This is a genomic window from Thiopseudomonas sp. SA1F2-1K, from assembly GCF_057443035.1.
Genome location: NZ_CM172014.1, coordinates 2,178,623 through 2,195,251, shown reverse-complemented (window position 1 = coordinate 2,195,251; position 16,629 = coordinate 2,178,623). Strand labels below are relative to the sequence as shown.

16 protein-coding genes and 1 pseudogene are annotated in these 16,629 nt (G+C 48.9%); 8 read left to right on the top strand and 9 right to left on the bottom strand.

The window, feature by feature from the left end:
- Positions 1-79: 79 nt before the first annotated feature.
- Entirely contained in the window at positions 80-1,261 is a 1,182-nt protein-coding gene (locus AC2T15_RS10660) for an acyl-CoA dehydrogenase (protein ID WP_053103034.1), read from the bottom strand.
- Between the two features lie 119 nt (positions 1,262-1,380).
- Between AC2T15_RS10660 and AC2T15_RS10655 the strand changes: the two genes are divergently transcribed.
- Positions 1,381-1,872 carry a hypothetical protein gene (locus tag AC2T15_RS10655; RefSeq protein WP_486778259.1) on the top strand — a complete coding sequence of 164 codons (492 nt, stop codon included), beginning with the start codon at positions 1,381-1,383 and terminating at the stop codon, positions 1,870-1,872.
- Positions 1,873-1,939: 67 nt separating this feature from the next.
- Positions 1,940-2,659, top strand: a complete 720-nt coding sequence (locus tag AC2T15_RS10650) for a 16S rRNA (uracil(1498)-N(3))-methyltransferase (RefSeq protein WP_486778258.1) — start codon at positions 1,940-1,942, stop codon at positions 2,657-2,659.
- A 20-nt stretch (positions 2,660-2,679) separates the two neighbouring features.
- On the opposite strand, the gene ptsP is transcribed toward AC2T15_RS10650, so the two are convergent.
- On the bottom strand, positions 2,680-4,950 hold the full coding sequence (gene ptsP / locus AC2T15_RS10645; RefSeq protein WP_486779043.1) for a phosphoenolpyruvate--protein phosphotransferase: 2,271 nt from the start codon (positions 4,948-4,950) through the stop codon (positions 2,680-2,682).
- A 39-nt stretch (positions 4,951-4,989) separates the two neighbouring features.
- A complete protein-coding gene (locus tag AC2T15_RS10640) occupies positions 4,990-5,469 on the bottom strand; it encodes an RNA pyrophosphohydrolase (RefSeq protein WP_053101915.1) in 480 nt (159 codons plus the stop codon).
- Positions 5,470-5,622: 153 nt separating this feature from the next.
- Here AC2T15_RS10640 and AC2T15_RS10635 point away from each other — a divergent pair, with 153 nt between their 5' ends.
- The 4 genes from AC2T15_RS10635 (at position 5,623) to bfr (ending at position 8,140) form a co-directional block, all read left to right on the top strand.
- Positions 5,623-6,279, top strand: a complete 657-nt coding sequence (locus AC2T15_RS10635; protein WP_053100585.1) for a histidinol-phosphatase — start codon at positions 5,623-5,625, stop codon at positions 6,277-6,279.
- A gap of 227 nt (positions 6,280-6,506) precedes the next feature.
- A complete protein-coding gene (locus AC2T15_RS10630) occupies positions 6,507-7,190 on the top strand; it encodes a hypothetical protein (RefSeq protein WP_486778257.1) in 684 nt (227 codons plus the stop codon).
- 151 nt (positions 7,191-7,341) lie between these two features.
- Positions 7,342-7,548, top strand: a complete 207-nt coding sequence (locus tag AC2T15_RS10625; protein ID WP_286639427.1) for a (2Fe-2S)-binding protein — start codon at positions 7,342-7,344, stop codon at positions 7,546-7,548.
- Positions 7,549-7,660: 112 nt separating this feature from the next.
- Positions 7,661-8,140, top strand: coding sequence for a bacterioferritin (bfr, locus tag AC2T15_RS10620; RefSeq protein WP_053108298.1), 480 nt, complete (start codon positions 7,661-7,663; stop codon positions 8,138-8,140).
- A gap of 50 nt (positions 8,141-8,190) precedes the next feature.
- Here bfr and AC2T15_RS10615 read toward each other — a convergent pair whose 3' ends face one another.
- Complete coding sequence (locus AC2T15_RS10615; RefSeq protein ID WP_486778256.1) at positions 8,191-9,561, bottom strand: DUF3482 domain-containing protein; 1,371 nt, start codon at positions 9,559-9,561, stop codon at positions 8,191-8,193.
- Entirely contained in the window at positions 9,554-10,972 is a 1,419-nt protein-coding gene (locus tag AC2T15_RS10610; protein WP_486778255.1) for a DUF2868 domain-containing protein, read from the bottom strand. Before AC2T15_RS10610 ends, AC2T15_RS10615 begins: the two co-directional genes overlap by 8 nt.
- Before the next feature lie 76 nt (positions 10,973-11,048).
- Here AC2T15_RS10610 and AC2T15_RS10605 point away from each other — a divergent pair, with 76 nt between their 5' ends.
- Positions 11,049-11,576, top strand: a complete 528-nt coding sequence (locus AC2T15_RS10605; RefSeq protein ID WP_486778254.1) for a dihydrofolate reductase — start codon at positions 11,049-11,051, stop codon at positions 11,574-11,576.
- 3 nt (positions 11,577-11,579) lie between these two features.
- Here the strand turns inward: AC2T15_RS10605 and AC2T15_RS10600 are convergent.
- Positions 11,580-11,958, bottom strand: a pseudogene (locus AC2T15_RS10600) (DMT family protein).
- 154 nt (positions 11,959-12,112) lie between these two features.
- Here AC2T15_RS10600 and AC2T15_RS10595 point away from each other — a divergent pair.
- Positions 12,113-12,703: a DUF4124 domain-containing protein gene (locus AC2T15_RS10595; protein ID WP_486778253.1), complete on the top strand. Its 591-nt coding sequence runs from the start codon at positions 12,113-12,115 to the stop codon at positions 12,701-12,703.
- 27 nt (positions 12,704-12,730) lie between these two features.
- Here AC2T15_RS10595 and argB read toward each other — a convergent pair whose 3' ends face one another.
- Genes argB through dut form a run of 3 tightly spaced genes read right to left on the bottom strand, consistent with a single transcriptional unit; the run spans position 12,731 to position 16,628 of the window.
- Positions 12,731-13,627, bottom strand: coding sequence for an acetylglutamate kinase (argB, locus tag AC2T15_RS10590; RefSeq protein ID WP_486778252.1), 897 nt, complete (start codon positions 13,625-13,627; stop codon positions 12,731-12,733).
- A gap of 26 nt (positions 13,628-13,653) precedes the next feature.
- Positions 13,654-16,122, bottom strand: coding sequence for a phosphomannomutase/phosphoglucomutase (locus AC2T15_RS10585; protein WP_486778251.1), 2,469 nt, complete (start codon positions 16,120-16,122; stop codon positions 13,654-13,656).
- A gap of 50 nt (positions 16,123-16,172) precedes the next feature.
- Positions 16,173-16,628 carry a dUTP diphosphatase gene (gene dut, locus AC2T15_RS10580; RefSeq protein ID WP_286593396.1) on the bottom strand — a complete coding sequence of 152 codons (456 nt, stop codon included), beginning with the start codon at positions 16,626-16,628 and terminating at the stop codon, positions 16,173-16,175.
- Position 16,629: the final 1 nt, after the last annotated feature.

Here is a 16,629-nt window from a genome sequence, read left to right as displayed (position 1 = left end):
TTCTTCGCCAAGGTCTATGCTTTCGCGAGACGTTAATTAAAGTTTGGGCTGGGTTAACGTCTCGCGAAGGGGCTAGGGGTTAAAAAAATGCCTGTAATCCGGTTTGGGCGCGGCCAAGGATAAGGGCGTGGATGTCGTGGGTGCCTTCGTAGGTGTTCACCACTTCTAGGTTGACTAGGTGGCGGGCGATGCGGTATTCGTCGCTGATGCCATTACCACCCAGCATATCCCTAGCAACGCGGGCAATATCTAGGGCTTTACCACAGCTATTACGCTTCATGATCGAGGTGATTTCTACCGCGGCGCTGCCTTCATCTTTCATTCGTCCTAAACGTAAGCAACCTTGTAGGGCCAAGGTAATTTCGGTTTGCATATCGGCGAGTTTTTTCTGCACTAACTGATTGGCGGCTAACGGTTTGCCGTATTGGCTGCGATCCAGGGTGTATTGACGCGCCATGTGCCAGCAGTCTTCGGCGGCGCCCATTGCGCCCCAGCTGATACCGTAACGGGCAGAGTCTAAACAGGTGAAGGGCCCGCGTAAGCCACGCACCTCAGGGAAGGCGTTTTCTTCTGGAACAAACACATTATCCATCACAATCTCGCCAGTGATGGAGGCGCGTAAGCCAACTTTGCCCTGAATCACCGGGGCGGATAACCCTTCGGCGCCTTTATCTAAAATAAAGCCACGAATTTTACCCGCTTCATCTTTGGCCCAGACTACAAACACATCGGCGATCGGGCTGTTGGTAATCCACATTTTAGCGCCCGTTAAGCGATAGCCGCCCTCGACTTTTTTCGCAGTGGTGACCATAGAGCCTGGGTCTGATCCGTGATCGGGCTCGGTTAAACCAAAGCAACCAATGTATTCACCGCTGGCTAACTTAGGTAAGTATTTTTGTTTAGCTGCTTCAGTGGCAAAGGTGTAAATGGGCAAAATCACTAAGGACGCCTGCACACTCATCATCGAGCGGTAACCAGAATCTACGCGTTCCACCTCACGGGCAATTAAGCCGTAGCTCACGTAGTTCATGCCACTGCCGCCGTAAGCTTCAGGTAGCATAGCGCCGAGTAAACCGGCTTCACCGAGTTCACGAAAAATAGCGGGATCAGTGTATTCTTCACGAAAGGCTTGTAACACTCGGGGGGCTAAGTGTTGTTGGGCAAATTGCTCGGCGGTGCGCTGTACCATACGCTCTTGCTCGCTGAGTTGTTGATTAAGTAGTAATGGATCATCCCAGTGGAAGGTGGCTTTTGTTGTCATTAGAGGCTCCAAAGCGGGCGTAAGAAAAAATAATCTACAGGGCTTTACCATCCCTTAAGTTAACCTTTACGTCAATCAGGTAAGCGGCTAATACCGCCAATCGTTGCAGAGAAAAATGTATGAGAAAATTAGGCCTATTTTTAGGGGGACTGGCACTCACGTTAGTGATGGGCGTGCAGGCTGCGCCGGTAACCAGTTTGCAGGTGGTTTTTCAGCACTATCGATTTAATACGCCGCCAAATCCAGTGCTTGTGGCGCAACCGCATGCTGATCTGTTGCTGTTGAAGTACAGCACAGCTAAGGGCAAACAGTATTTGGCTTTTAGCAAAGAGCCCGAGCTGGATCCAGCCTGTAAATGGGTAACGCTATTAAATCAGTTCAACCAGCCAGAGCTACTATCTGAGGCGTGTCAGGCTGTTCGTAAGAGTTTTAGCGCCACCTTTAAAGCGCATCCGAGTTTGCCGTTTAAGTTAGGCCAACAACCTGAGTTTTATGCGTTCTCTAGTGCGGGTAACACCTTTTTATTTAGTCCGCTAGCCACTGGTGGTGCACTAAAAATAGATACCGATTTTTTAACCGATCAGCAGCTAAAGCAACTGCTAGCCCATTAGTGGCTAGTAATGCAGGCAAGAATTGCAGAAAATACCCCGCTGCTTAATTGGAATCAGAGACAGTTTGATGAGTTTACCGCGATTTTATGTAGACGCTGAGTTGGCGTTAGGCACCGTTGATTTACCAGAAGCAACTTCCCATTATTTAAGTCGTGTGCTGCGCTTAGCGGTGGGGGCACAGATTCAACTATTTGATGGCAGCGGTCATGAGTACCTCAGCGAAATTACCGCGATTAGCAAAAAGGTAGTCAGCGTAGAACTGGCTAAGCAAGTGGCCGGTTTGCCGGACTCATCCTTAGCGATTCATTTAGGTCAGGGATTATCCCGCGGTGAGCGCATGGACTGGGCGATTCAAAAGGCGACTGAGCTTGGCGTAACCGAAATTACCCCTTTATTTACCGAGCGCTGTGAAGTGCGGCTAAATGATGAGCGGGCAGAAAAGCGGTTAGCGCATTGGCGACAAATTGCCATTAGTGCCTGCGAGCAGTGTGGGCGTTCAACAATTCCTGTAATTCATCCACCGCAAGCGATTGCCGAGTGGATGCAAACGCTGCAAGCCGATTTAAAACTGGTACTGCATCCTGTGGCGCAGCCGTTAACCGCGCATCAGCCGCCAAATAGCTTAGCTTTTTTGATTGGGCCAGAAGGAGGCTTAACAGAGGCTGAAGTAGCGCAAGCCGCTGACGCTGGCTTTTTACCTGCACGTTTAGGGCCAAGGGTGTTAAGAACCGAAACCGCGCCAGTGGTCGCTTTGAGTGTGGCGCAGCAATTATGGGGCGACTTTTAGCCTTACGCGTAATACAGCGCTTAAGTGAGCGCGATGTTAAGCCGCGGATTAATCCCCATATTTTTTAGCGCCGATTTTAACAGATGATGAATGGCTGCCCCCTCATCAAGCTGCATTGCCTCATTGAGGAGTTGCTTGGCTTGGCTGGCAGTAATTTGCCTGAGTAGCGATTTGACCTTTGGCAGCTGGGTGGCGTTCATCGATAAATTATCAAAGCCCATGGCCAGCAGTAGCACTGCGGCAACCGGATCACCGGCCATTTCACCGCAGATACTAACGGGCTTGCCTAAGCGGTGGGCCGCTTCCACTACATGCTGTAAGGCAGTTAATACTGCGGGATGAAAATAATCGTACAGCGAGGCAACCCGCGCATTATTACGATCTACTGCCAGTAAATATTGGGTTAAATCATTGGAGCCAACCGATAAAAAATCCACCAGCTGGGCAATATCATAGGCTTGATAGACTGCGGCTGGCACCTCGATCATCACCCCAATGGCCGGACGCTTTACGTCCAAGCCTTCGTTACGTAGCTCCACCCAAGCGCGGTGCACAAAGTGAATCGCTTCTTTAAGCTCAGCGATGCCGGAAATCATGGGCAGTAAAATGCGTAAATTATTGAGCCCAACGCTGGCCTCCATCATGGAGCGCAATTGAACCAGGAAAATTTCCGGGTGATCCAAGGTCACTCTAATTCCACGCCAGCCTAAGTAGGGGTTTTTCTCTTTAATCGGAAAATAGCTAAGAGGTTTATCGCCGCCAATATCTAAGGTGCGCATGGTGACCGGTTGTGGGGCAAAGGCTTGTAAGTGCTCCCGGTACAAAGCAATTTGCTCGCTTTCGCTAGGAAAGCGGGTTGCGCCCATAAAGGCCACTTCCGAGCGATACAGACCTACACCTTCGGCGCCGCGGTTTTGTGCCCGTTGCACATCGGCAATGAGTCCGGTATTTGCCCATAGCGGAATCCGTACATTATCTAGAGTAGCGCAGGGTAGGTGTCGTAAGTTATCCAGCTCTTGATCGAGTTGTTGCTCTTCGGCAATCATCTCGGTGTATTGTTCACGCAGCAGCCGTGTTGGGTTGGTGAAAATATCGCCGTGGTAACCATCAATAATGATTTCAATCCCATTCAGTCGTGAATAGGGTAAGTCGCCGGCGGCCACTACCGTCGGGATCCCCATCGCCCGGGCTAAAATAGCAACATGGGAGTTGCGCGAACCTTGCACCGAAATCAGCCCGGCTAATTTACCAGCGGGTACTTCCCCAAGCATTGCTGGCGACAATTCTTCACTGATGAGAATGGTGTTTTCGGGGTAATTAATCGGCTCGTGTTCAACTTCTTGTAAATAGGCCAGTAAGCGATTGCCTAAATCTTTAATGTCTTGGGCGCGCTCTTTGAGGTAGGCATCTTCCATTTTCTCAAAGCGCTGCACATGCTGTTGCACCACTTGCCGTAATGCCCCTTGGGCCCATTGGCCTGATTGGATCACGCGCACTACGTCGCTGGGTAATGCGCCTTGATCGAGCATCATCAGATACACATCAAACAGCGCTTGTTCTTGGGGGCGTAATTGACTGTTAAGGCGCTTAGCCAGCACTTTAATATCTTCGCGAACTGCATCTAAGGCGCGATTAAACAGTTTGAGCTGAGCCTCAATATTATGGCTGGGCTTATCGGGCACCACGTCTAGATTAGCAATCGGCAGCACCACTACCGCTTCACCAATGGCTGCCCCAGGCGCCCCAGGCACTCCTCTAAAGCGAGCAACCTGTACCCCTTTGCCGCGCTTATTAAGGCCACGAATCGAGCCAGTGGCTTCGGCGTGGGCGATTACCCCTGAAAGCTGGGCGCTCATGGTGACTAAAAAAGCTTCGTCGGCCTCATCAAACTGTCGCCGTTCTTTTTGCTGCACCACCAACACTCCCAGCACTTTGCGGTGGTGAATAATGGGGGTGCCTAAAAAGGAGGAGTAACGCTCTTCACCTGTTTCGGCAAAATAGCGAAAACGCGGATGGCTGGTGGCATCTTCTAAGCTAATGGTTTCGGCCCGACTGCCAACTAAACCAACCAAGCCTTCATTAGCCGCCATACTGACTTTACCAATCGAGCGCTTATTTAAGCCCTCGGTGGCCATCAGCACATAGCGATGGCTGTGCGGGTCTTTTAGGTAGACCGAGCACACATGGCTGCGCATTGCTTGCCGCACTTGGCTCACAATAATGGCTAAGGAGGCAGGCAAATCTTTGGCGCCATTCACCGCTTGGGAGATATGGCTGAGCGTGCGCAGCACGCTATTGGTTGGGATCGATTCTGGCACGGTAATCTTTAGTTAGTCGCGCACCGTAAGGCGCGGGGCCAATTCCTTTAATGCTCGGCGATAGACATCGCGTTTAAAAGTAACCACTTGACCTAAAGGATACCAGTAACTGACCCAACGCCAACCATCGAATTCAGGTTTTTCTGTGGTATCCATGCGTACCCGTTCTTCAGCACTTTTTAAGCGCAGTAAAAACCACTTTTGTTTTTGGCCAATACACACCGGATAACTGTGTGTGCGAATTAGGCGTTGTGGTAACCGATAACGAAGCCAGCCACGGGTGCAGGCTAGAATTTCGACATCCTCTCGCTGTAGACCAATCTCTTCGTAAAGCTCGCGATACAGGGCATCTTCTGCGTCTTCATTGGGATTGATTCCACCTTGGGGAAACTGCCAAGTGGTTTGATTAACACGGCGTGCCCAAAGGACTTGGCCTTGGTCGTTAGCAAGGATGATGCCGACGTTGGGGCGAAAGCCATCTGCGTCTATCATGTCAGCATACCCAGTAAAAAATAATGAATTCATTGTTCCATAAAGCACCCCGCTTGAGCAATTAGCGATTCACTTGAGCCTAGACAATAGGCTTTAGTCTAAAAAATCGTTATGCTGCTGCCTAATTTTGTGTAGATCAGTAGGAACAGAAACGTGCGTTTGGCTATTTTTGATTTAGACAACACTTTGCTCGGTGGTGACAGTGATCACTTATGGGGCGAGTACCTCTGTCAGCGTGGAATTTTAGATGCTGAGCAATATAAGGCGCGTAATGATGCCTTTTATGAAGATTACTTGGCTGGACGGTTAGATATTTTGGCGTATCAAAATTTTAGCCAAGAAATTTTAGCCAAAGCAGAGCCAGCGCAATTAGCTCAATGGCACGCTGAGTTTATGCGTGACTGCATTGAGCCAATTATTTTAGCTAAAGGTGAAGCGCTGTTAGAAAAGCGTCGCTCGGAAGGTTACACCTTGCTGATTATTACCGCGACTAACCGCTTTATTACTGGGCCGATTGCTAAGCGTTTGGGTGTGGATTACCTGATTGCTACTGAATGTGGCATGGAAAATGGTCGTTATACTGGTCAGGTGGTTGGCCAGCCTAGCTATCATGCCGGTAAGGTGGTTCGATTAAACGAGTGGTTAGCCCAGCATAAAGCAGCTAGCCTTGAGGGCAGTTATTTCTATAGCGACTCGCACAATGACTTACCTTTGCTAGAAGAAGTCTCTTACCCAGTGGCGGTCGATCCAGATGATACACTGCGGGCGATTGCCCAAGAGCGCGGTTGGACTATCTTGTCCTTACGCTAATTTACAGCGGTAGCTGAGCTAAACCAAAGTGAGCTTATGGCTAAAACCAAGGGATTTAACGGATTTGGCCATAAGTGGCAATAAATCTCACTTTTAACCCACTTGTATCTGGTTTAGACTTCCTAGGTTTAGATAGGTCGCAGGCCTTATCTTGAAGCACGCTTGGTACAACGGACTTATTACATCGATAGCAGGAACTCGATGTCTAACAGATAACACGGTGTTCTATGATCAAAGATATTAATTACATGGTCTCGGGAGGCTACCCTGTATTTGGGTTCTTCCAAGGTCTTTTGGTACTTTTATTTTTAGCCGCAATTGTTTATGGGCTGAAAAAGCTCGCTTTAAAACAGCGGGCTAAAGTGGCCGCAACTGAAGGTGCTGAACTGCCGAAGTCGCATTTTTGGGTAAAAGCTACGCAAAAAGCTTTAATGGCGTTGATTTTCCTTGGCGTTATTTTGTATCCGCTGTCGGTATTTTACTCGGGTAGTACCTACAACTCGTTTAAGAGGTCGATTCAAGAAGCCTTTAATGTGAGTTATCAAGATGGTTACTTGATTATTAAAAACGATTCTGGCCAAGACATTACCTTTAATAGTGATCTTAAAGGTCATTTAGTGGCTGATGTGGGTGGCGTGGCTTACACCACTAAAATTACGGTAAAAGGTGATTTAGTGGCCGATGGTCGCTTTGATCAGCAGGTAAAAGGCAAGAAATCAAAAGTTGATATTTATGCTGAAGACCCTACGCTGCAAGCGGCGCCTAAGAAAAAGCCAGCGGTTAAAAAACAAGATTTACTGATTCAATTAGCTGATCAAGAAATCTATGTGGCAGAAATTAATGCGCGCAATGACTCACTCAAAACCGTGATTGATCAACTGGATATTTATATCCATCGTCCGGCGCGTTAATTCAAGCTGTACTCAAAAGCCCGAGCATTCTCGGGCTTTTTTTTGCCTTACCGTTAGCCTAGCAAAATATATTCAGTTAATGACTTGAAAGACATATGCGAATCATTTACATTTGCGTCATTGTTTAATTCAGGTAGTTCGAGGGCTAGCTATGTATGTGTGTCTATGTAAAGGCGTGACTGATCGTAAGATTAATCAGGTTGTCAGCGACGGCGCACGGAGCTGGAAAGAAGTACGTGAGCAAACCGGCTGTGCCATGCAATGTGGTAAGTGTGCCTGTGAAGCCAAGCAAATTACTAAGCAGGCAGTCCTATCGGCACTCAGCTTGGCTAACCAAGACTTAGCTTACGCCATTTAAGCCAGCTCTTAAGCTTAAGTGAGCGCTGCGACCTTGAGTTAAAATTCCCCCTTAGTGTTGTTGATTCGGTCTGTTATGATTGGCGAAACTGGTGGCTGATTAGGAGCAAGACATGAAAGGCGACGCACAAGTAATAATTCATCTCAATAAAGTGCTGGGCAATGAGCTGGTAGCGATTAACCAGTACTTTTTGCACTCGCGTATGTTCAAAGACTGGGGCTTTGAAGCTTTAGCCAAGTTTGAATATGACGAATCCATCGAAGAGATGAAGCATGCTGATACGTTAATTGAGCGTATTTTGTTTCTAGAAGGCCTGCCTAATCTACAAGACTTAGGCAAGTTGCGCATTGGTGAGGACACTCAGGAAATGCTGGAGTGTGACCTAGCCCTTGAGCACCAAGCCCGAGCTGATTTACTAGAGGCCATTGCCCACTGTGAAACAGTTAAAGATTACGTGACCCGCGACATCTTCCGTAAAATTCTAGACGATGAAGAAGAGCATATTGATCAGCTAGAAACTCAGTTAGGGCTGATTGAAAAAGTCGGTATCCAAAACTACTTGCAAACGCAAATGGCCGACGCTGACGATTAAGTTAACCGCAGCTAGAGCAATTAATTTAACGGACGCCGCGGCATCCGTTTTTATGTGTGGGCTAAAAGCTGAGTCAGCGCCTGTTTTGCTGCTTGGCGTTCATTACTGGCCGCGCGGTATTCAGGATTCATACTCGACCAGCGGGGGTGGCTACGGGCTTTATCCAGCACTTCAGGTAGTGCTTGCTCTTGCCACTGCTGGGTTTGCTCAAGGCTGAGCAAGATTTTATCTTGCGCTGCGTGCCCCCGCTGCTCCAAGGCATTAAGAAGTTGCAATTGGCGTAAGCTGAGTAAACGCAGAATACTGTCATCTACGGTTAGGCTAGCCTCTCCAGTGAGGCTGCTTTTTAATTGCCGGCCAAATTTTAAAAATACTTCACCTAAGCCACCAATCGCCGCGCCCACAGCAGTACCTGCTCCTAGCGAAAAGCCAGCGGTGGCTAAATCAAATACAGCACCAGTGGCGGCTCCTTTAAGTGCGCCACTGGTGGCTTTAACACCGACTTGTTTCAAGGTTTCGCTGCTAAAAATATCATGCTCCCAGCGACCTTCGGTCATGGGTAAGTCAAATTCCGCAGCGCTGTCTTTATCAAAAGCATAGAGCTTAAGCAGTTGATCGACGGTTTTTTGTTCCCGTATTCGCGTGGCCTGTTGGTGTTTTTGTAACTCTAATTGCTGCTGGCTGTTATCAATTTGGCGTCTAAAGGCGGCAACATCTAATAGTAAATCAGCGATTAGCTCAAAGGCAGCTTGTTTGCGTAGCTGTGCTTGCTGTTGTTGATCGGCGCTGAGTTGAGCTAACGCCGCTTGATGCTGGGGCAGCATTAAACTTAAGGTCTGAAACAGTTGCTGACTGCCCGCAATTGGCGGTGCTACGGTATCAAATTGCACTACGCTATGCAGGCCAATTTTGGCCAGTCCCGCCAGCCATTCTGCCACCTGTTGTTGCTCGGCATGAATGTAATTAAGCACAGGAATTAACGGTTTACCCGCGCGATTTAAAATACTGATTTCATCGCGGTATTTATCAAAAAAAGTTTCTCGCGCGTCAATCACATACAGCGCGGCATCAGAGGCGAGCAACTGCTTTAATACCTTGGCTTCTTGCTCAAAGCGTTGCTTGGCTTCGCTGCTTTGAAGAAATACGGTTAGAGACTCTGGGCCGGCTTGGCGCTGGTTGTAGCGGCCGTTTAACTGCTCTAAGTAATCAAATAATCCCACCGCATCTTCTAAGCCTGGGGTATCAAACAAGGTTAACAGCGTTTGGCCACCGGTTTTTAAATGAGCGGCTTCCACATGTTTGGTGGTGGTGGCTTGGGGTGAAACCTCACCAAAATGGCTATTGCGGGTTAGGGTACGCATTAAAGAGGTTTTACCCACATTGGTGTGACCCACTACAGCAACGGATAAGGGCTTATGCATCGGCGGTCTCCAGCCACTGCAGGGCATCGTGGGCGCTGGTAAAGGCAATTTGCTGCTGGATTAGCCGTTTACTCCAGTCTTCTAGCCGGGCAGGATCATAGTGAATCTGGTCAGTCGCGGGCAGCAGCCACACTTTTAGCTCACTGCAAAATTGGGTTAAATCAGCCAACAAATTGAGCGTGCCACGATCAATTGAGCTACTAGGATCGCAGGCGACTAATAACCGTTGCAGTGGCTGTTGACTGAGCTGATCAAGAATCAAATGGCGCTGTGCTCGGCTATCCAGTGCGCCTAAATAAGGTACGGTAACGCTAGGTGGCCATGGCCGTTTAGGATTAATCTCAAGGCTGGTCAGTGCCGAACGAGTAGCATTTAACTCAAACTGCGGTTGAGCATGGACTGGCTGCAAATGTATCGTGTCGGGTGCTGCATCAACCACCTGGGTTTGGCGCGGCATTAACCGCTCGTGCAGTTCTAACCAGACCGGTAAATGAGGGTCAAGGGCTAGATTCTTCAGCCGACGAGTCGCTATAGAGTGACTGATCAGGCTGAGTACTGCGCGCGGTAGAACGCCATACACTACCACTAAGCCGACTAACCAATAGGCCCAGAGGTGTCGATCGGCTTCGGCAAAAGAGGCCAGTTCACCACTGCGTTGAATTAATTCAGTACTTGGCTGTGGAAAGCCTAAGCTGTGAGGCAGCCAGCCGATAAACTGAATAAAGCCGCTAAAGGCGTGGCTATTGACGATGGTTGATTCCCAGGCAAAACCATAACGCTGAGTGCTGAGCATCAGTAAAAAACTAGCCAGACAACTAAGCAGAACTAACAGCCACCAGAGGTGTAAGTATTTAGCAGACAACCAAACTAAGGCTTTTTGCCGCTGTAACAGTATGATCAAAGCGGGTAATAGCTGTGCCTGCTTAGCACGGCGGGCAAAGAGCTCACTGAGCCAGAGCGCGGCTTGGGTAATTCCAGAGGTGCTCTGGCGGCGATAAGGGTTAAGCAGGCTGATTAGCCAAACCGTTAAACTCAAGCAATGTGCGCCGAGCAGTGCTAAACAGGCTAAAAATACATTAACCGTACCAGCTTGGTTAAATAATACGGCTTTACTTAAACCAATACCAAGCAGCACAGCCAATAGCATTAAGAGCCAGCGGGTAAGCTTGATTCCCTTGAGCCACTGAACTAAGGCGCCTTCTAAACCATCGCGCTTGGCTAAAAATAAAGCGCGGGTTTGCAGGCGTGTGACCAAATCGGCGGGTTGCTGTAACGCTAAGCGCACCGCTTGGCTATCTTCTAAGGTGCCGCTATGTTCTTCACGCAAGCGTACGGCTTCACTCAGCCATTGCTGATAAAGTTGCTCAGTGCTCGGTTTGGCGGACAATAAATTTAACGTGGAATTACTCATCGTATTTAACGAATTTCCCTATCGAGCTGTGAGTCATTTATGATGGTTTTTTTGAGCCTGACTTGGAGTCCTCAGCATGATGCGTCAACCTCAGAAGCCAGTGAGTCTTATTGTAGCAGCCACTGAAAATAACGTAATTGGGCGAGATAACCAAATGCCTTGGCATTTGCCTAATGAATTGCAATATTTTAAAGCAACCACCATGGGCAAGCCTATCATCATGGGGCGAAAAACCTGGGATTCTTTGGGGCGTCCGTTGCCGGGGCGTTTAAATATCGTAGTGACTCGGCAAACGGATTTAGTCTTAGAGGGCGCCGAAGTAGTTAATGATCTAACTCAAGCTTTAGCGCGGGCCCAAGCTTGGGCGACAGATAATGACGCCGAAGAGCTTATGGTTATTGGTGGTGAGCAACTGTATCGCTTAGCTTTGCCCTTAGCTGATCGGGTGTATTTAACCCGTATTGCGCTAACTTTAGAGGGTGATGCGTTTTTCCCGATACTTGATCACAGCTGGCAGCGGGTGCAACAAAATCCACAGCCAGCGCTTGAGCAAAGCCCAGCCTATTGCTATGAGGTGTGGGAAAAACTGCACAGGGTCGAGTGAAGGCTAGCCAAGTTTGCTGCGAAACATAAAGTACACCGCACCTACTAAGCACAGACCGGCCCACAGATAGTCAAGCTTCAGGGGTTCTTTAAGGTAGAGCACCGAAAAGGGAACAAATAAGGTAGAGCACCGAAAAGGGAACAAACACGCTGAGCGTGATTACCTCTTGCAATACTTTAAGCTGCGCCACTGACAGCACGCTAAAACCAATGCGGTTGGCTGGGACCTGAAATAAGTATTCAAAGAGGGCGATCCCCCAGCTGATTAACGCAGCAATAATCCATGGTTTATTGTTGAGTTCTTTTAGATGGGCGTACCAGGCAAAGGACATAAAAATATTGCTGATAATTAATAAGCTAATAGAAATAACAACAGGTTGCATGGCTAGGGCTCGGGGCTAAAGTGATTAGACTAAAAAGATGCAGTGGCATCGTATAATAGATATATTTTTTAATAGGTAAAACGGTAATATAAAGCGGCTTTTTTAAAGGTAAAGCTTGCAGGTTGCGCACTTTCACTCGGTTTAGGAGCCAAGTATGACCATTAAGCGCTTTAAGCTGTTGATTGGAGTGGCTGTTTATTTAGTAGCATCAATTTCAATGGCAGAGATTTATCGCTATAAAGATGAAAATGGTCATGTTGTATTGGATCGGCAAGGCGTGCCGGCACAGTATATTGGTCAAGGGTACGAGGTGCTGAATAAATCGGGGCAGGTGATTAGAACTATTCCCCGGGCTTTAACTGCCGAAGAGCATCAAGCACGCATTGCCGCGCAGCGGAAGCAAGAGCAAGATCGAAAACTATTGCAGCTGTATAACCGTGAGGAAGACCTAAATCGTGCTAAGACACGTAAGTTAGCGGAGATTGATGGGCAAATTCGCTTAGCTGAAGGTGGGCTGCAAACGGTTACAGCACAGAAACTCAGGGTGCAGCAGCAAGCAGCAACCCACGAACGGGCCGGACGTGAAGTGCCTGAGCATCTATTGATTCAAGTACGAGACTTTGAGCAGGATGAAACGCGCTTAGCGACCCAGATTCAGTCGTATAAAGCGCAGAGAGCTCAGTTAGCTGAGCAATTTGAACGGGATCGTCAGCAGTTGCAAAGAATTTTAAGCCAACAACGCTAGCTGTTGCTGGCTTAAAAATTGCACAACTTAATGATTAGTAATGAGCGTGCCGACCCCATGGTCAGTGAAGATCTCGAGTAACACCGCATGCTTCACTCGGCCATCAATGATATGTGCACTCGTTACGCCGCCTTGGACAGCATCGAGGGCGCAGCCAATTTTTGGCAGCATACCGCCATAGATAGTGCCATCGGCGATTAGCGCATCAACTTGAGCGGTATCAAGCCCGGTTAAGACATTACCTTGTTTATCTAGCAGTCCGGCAATATCGGTTAGTAAAATCAGCTTTTCAGCGCCTACTGCTTCAGCTACCTTGCCAGCCACTAAGTCGGCATTGATGTTGAAAGACTCACCATTGACGCCTACGCCAATTGGCGCAACTACGGGAATAAAGTCGCCTTGGACCAGCATATCCAGCAGATCAGCATTGACGCTGGCAACTTCACCAACTAAACCAATATCAATAATTTCAGGCTTAGTCATTTCTGGTGTTTTGCGAGTTACTGTGAGTTTGCGGGCTTTGATCAGACCAGCATCTTGCCCAGTTAAGCCAATTGCACGTCCACCATGGTTGTTAATTAGGCTGACAATGTCTTTGTTCACCTGGCCACCGAGCACCATTTCTACAACATCCATGGTTTTTTCATCGGTAACGCGCATGCCATCAATAAAGCGGCTTTCAATATTAAGACGCTGTAATAGCTCACCGATTTGTGGACCGCCACCGTGAACCACAATCGGGTTAATACCAACCGCTTTCATTAGGACGATATCGCGAGCAAAGCCATTTTTTAGCTCTTCGCTTTCCATGGCGTTACCGCCATATTTAATAACTAAGGTTTTGCCGACAAAGCGACGAATATAAGGCAGTGCTTCAGAGAGCACTTCAGCAACATGGGCTGCATCACTACGATTAAGGGGCATGGGAGCTCCGCAAATAAAAAATCAAACTAAAAAGGCAGGCTTAGATCAGGCGCTACCGATAATAACTGCTGGCGGAAAATCGCTTGGATTCGTTGCAGCTCTTGCTCGCTTTCACCTTCAAAGCGCAATACCAATACTGGAGTAGTATTAGAGGCGCGAATTAGTCCCCAGCCGGTTGCATAATCAACTCGCACGCCATCAATTGCGGTGATGCTACCATCGCCCCAGTCTGACAGCTGTTGTAGGCGTTCAATAATGCCAAACTTGGTCGCCTCGGTAACCTCTAGGTTGATTTCTGGAGTGGCTAAGTTTAGTGGGAAGGTTGCAAAAATGCTGGCGCTGTCTGCGTCTTCTAAGCTTAAAATTTCTAACAGGCGAGCGCCGCTATAGAGTCCATCATCAAAGCCGAACCAGCGCTCTTTAAAGAAAATATGGCCACTCATTTCACCGGCCAGTAATGCACCAGTTTCTTTCATTTTTGATTTGATCAGCGAATGCCCGGTTTTCCACATAATCGGCCGGCCACCGTAGTTACTGATCACAGCAGCTAGACGGCGGGTGCATTTCACGTCAAAAATGACATCAGCGCCAGGGTTACGCGACACCACATCTTTGGCCAAGAGCATCATCAGGTGGTCGGAGAAAATCATTTGCCCTTGGTTAGTGACCACGCCTAAGCGGTCACCATCACCGTCAAAAGCAATCCCTAGATCAGCCTGCTTGGCTTTCACTACGGCAATTAAATCCACTAAGTTTTCTGCTTTGCTAGGATCGGGATGGTGGTTAGGGAAGGTGCCATCTACTTCGCAATACAATGCATGAACGGTACAGCCAATGGCTTCAAATAAGCGCTGGGCAATCACGCCGGCGACGCCGTTACCGCAGTCAATCACGACATTCATTGGACGAGAAAGCACGATATCTTGAGTAATGTAGTCGATGTACTGATCTTCAATCGAGTATTCACTGACTGCACCATTGCCGCTGGTTAAGTCGTTATTTTGGATACGGGTATGCAGTGCCGTAATACGTTCACCGGATAGGGTTTCACCGGCAATGACTATTTTAAAGCCATTGTAATCGGGCGGGTTATGGCTGCCAGTAATCATCACCCCTGAACGGCTATTTAGGGTGTGGGTCGCAAAATACAGCACTGGGGTGGGGACCATGCCTAGATCAATCACATCACAACCGGCTTCGGTTAAGCCTTGGCAGAGCGCGGTACTGAGCACTGGACCAGATAAACGCCCATCGCGGGCGATAATTACAGTGTTTTCACCTTGCGCGCGGCTTTCAGTACCCACTGCACGGCCAATCCAGTAGGCAGTATCTGTGGTAATAGTTTGATCAATGATGCCGCGAATATCGTAGGCACGGAAAATTTCTGCGGCAATGTGTTGGGCTGTTGCAGCGTCGGGGCTGCTCAGCGTGGGCGTAGTGGAAAGCAAGTCGAAGGCCTCATCAGGTGCGGAGATAAAATCAAATTCTAAACTATCCTCAGCACTGCTAGGAGAGGATGATTCAGTGATGGAAGTAGGTTGCAGTGCAAAGGCTGCGGTGCTTGGGGTGGCTGTGGCAACCGTTGGCGCAGGAGCAGACGCAGGCGTAACTGGAATACTCGAACTGGCTCGGTGAGGCAGGTGTGGAGCATGCGCCAACAGCTGGCGTCGACTGACTAAGAGTGCTGTAAAAGCGCCGGCGAACATCAGCACGGCCGCCAGTAATAGCATGGTTAACGGGTAGTGGTTCTGCAGTAGGGCCGGTCCAGCGCTAAACTGCACCTGCCAATGGCCAGCACTAGCAAAGGTCTGACTAGCCGCAGTAGGCGCTGCTTGACCATAGCGAAAGAGCTCTAAGCTTGGTTCAGAGCCAAATTGTTGTTGGATCACTACTTGGCCTTGTGCGGCATCTAAGCGCGGAATCAGCGCCAGTAAGTGCTCTAAATCATAGACCAGCAGTAAGGTGCCTGCTTTATTTGGCAGCAGTTGGGCGCTGTAGAGGAACCAGCGATTTTCTACTTGAAGTGCTTCTACTTGGGTGTTAAACCCTTGCTCGGTGCGATGAATTAAATCCAGTGCAGCGAAGCGGATAGGCGCAGGCCGGTGCGGTTCTTGTACTGCTTTTTTTAGCGGGCTGAGATGGGCATCAACTAAACCGGCACGGTTGAGTAGCGCAATTTCGGCTTCTTGGATACTGAGCGCATCAGCCGAGGCTAAGGCGCTAGCGAGCTCTGGAGTATTAGCTGCCGCTTGAGTTTCTTGCTGTAGATAAGTTAATGCTTGCTTGAGCGCTTGGGCTTGGCTTTGCCCTAGCGTTTGTACCGCTTGCGTGAGTTGCTGCTGCTGTTGCTGGTGCGCACCGAAAAATAAAGCAGCAGCGGCTAGCAGCAGACTAATAAGAATGATTAAAGCGCTAGAAAGCAGGCTTTTATGCTTGGCTGCTGGCAGTGCATCGGGAAGGCCTGCTGTACCAGGAGTAAGAGGTGAGTGCTGCATGAGAAAAACTCCCTATCTAACATGTAAAGCCAGCTCAATGAAAACAGCGATTATTGTTGTCCCGTATGCCCAAAGCCGCCGGTGCCACGCTCGCTGGCGACAAACTCATCAACTAGCTGTAGTTCGGCTTGTAGTACCGGCACCAGCACTAGTTGTGCGATGCGCTCGCCCACTTCAATCACAAAAGGAGTTGAGCCACGATTCCAGCAGGACACCATCAGCTCGCCTTGGTAGTCGGAGTCAATTAAACCCACCAGATTGCCTAGCACAATGCCATGCTTGTGGCCTAAGCCTGAGCGCGGCAGCACCATAGCTGCCACCTTGGGATCGGCAATATACATGGCCAAACCGGTTGGAATCAGTTGGGTTTCGCCCGGTTGTAAGGTGAGGGGTTGCTGCAGCATCGCGCGTAGATCTAATCCAGCTGAACCTTGGGTGGCATAGGCGGGTAGTGGGTATTCAGTACCTAAGCGAGGATCGAGCACTTTGGTTTGCATAGAAAGCATA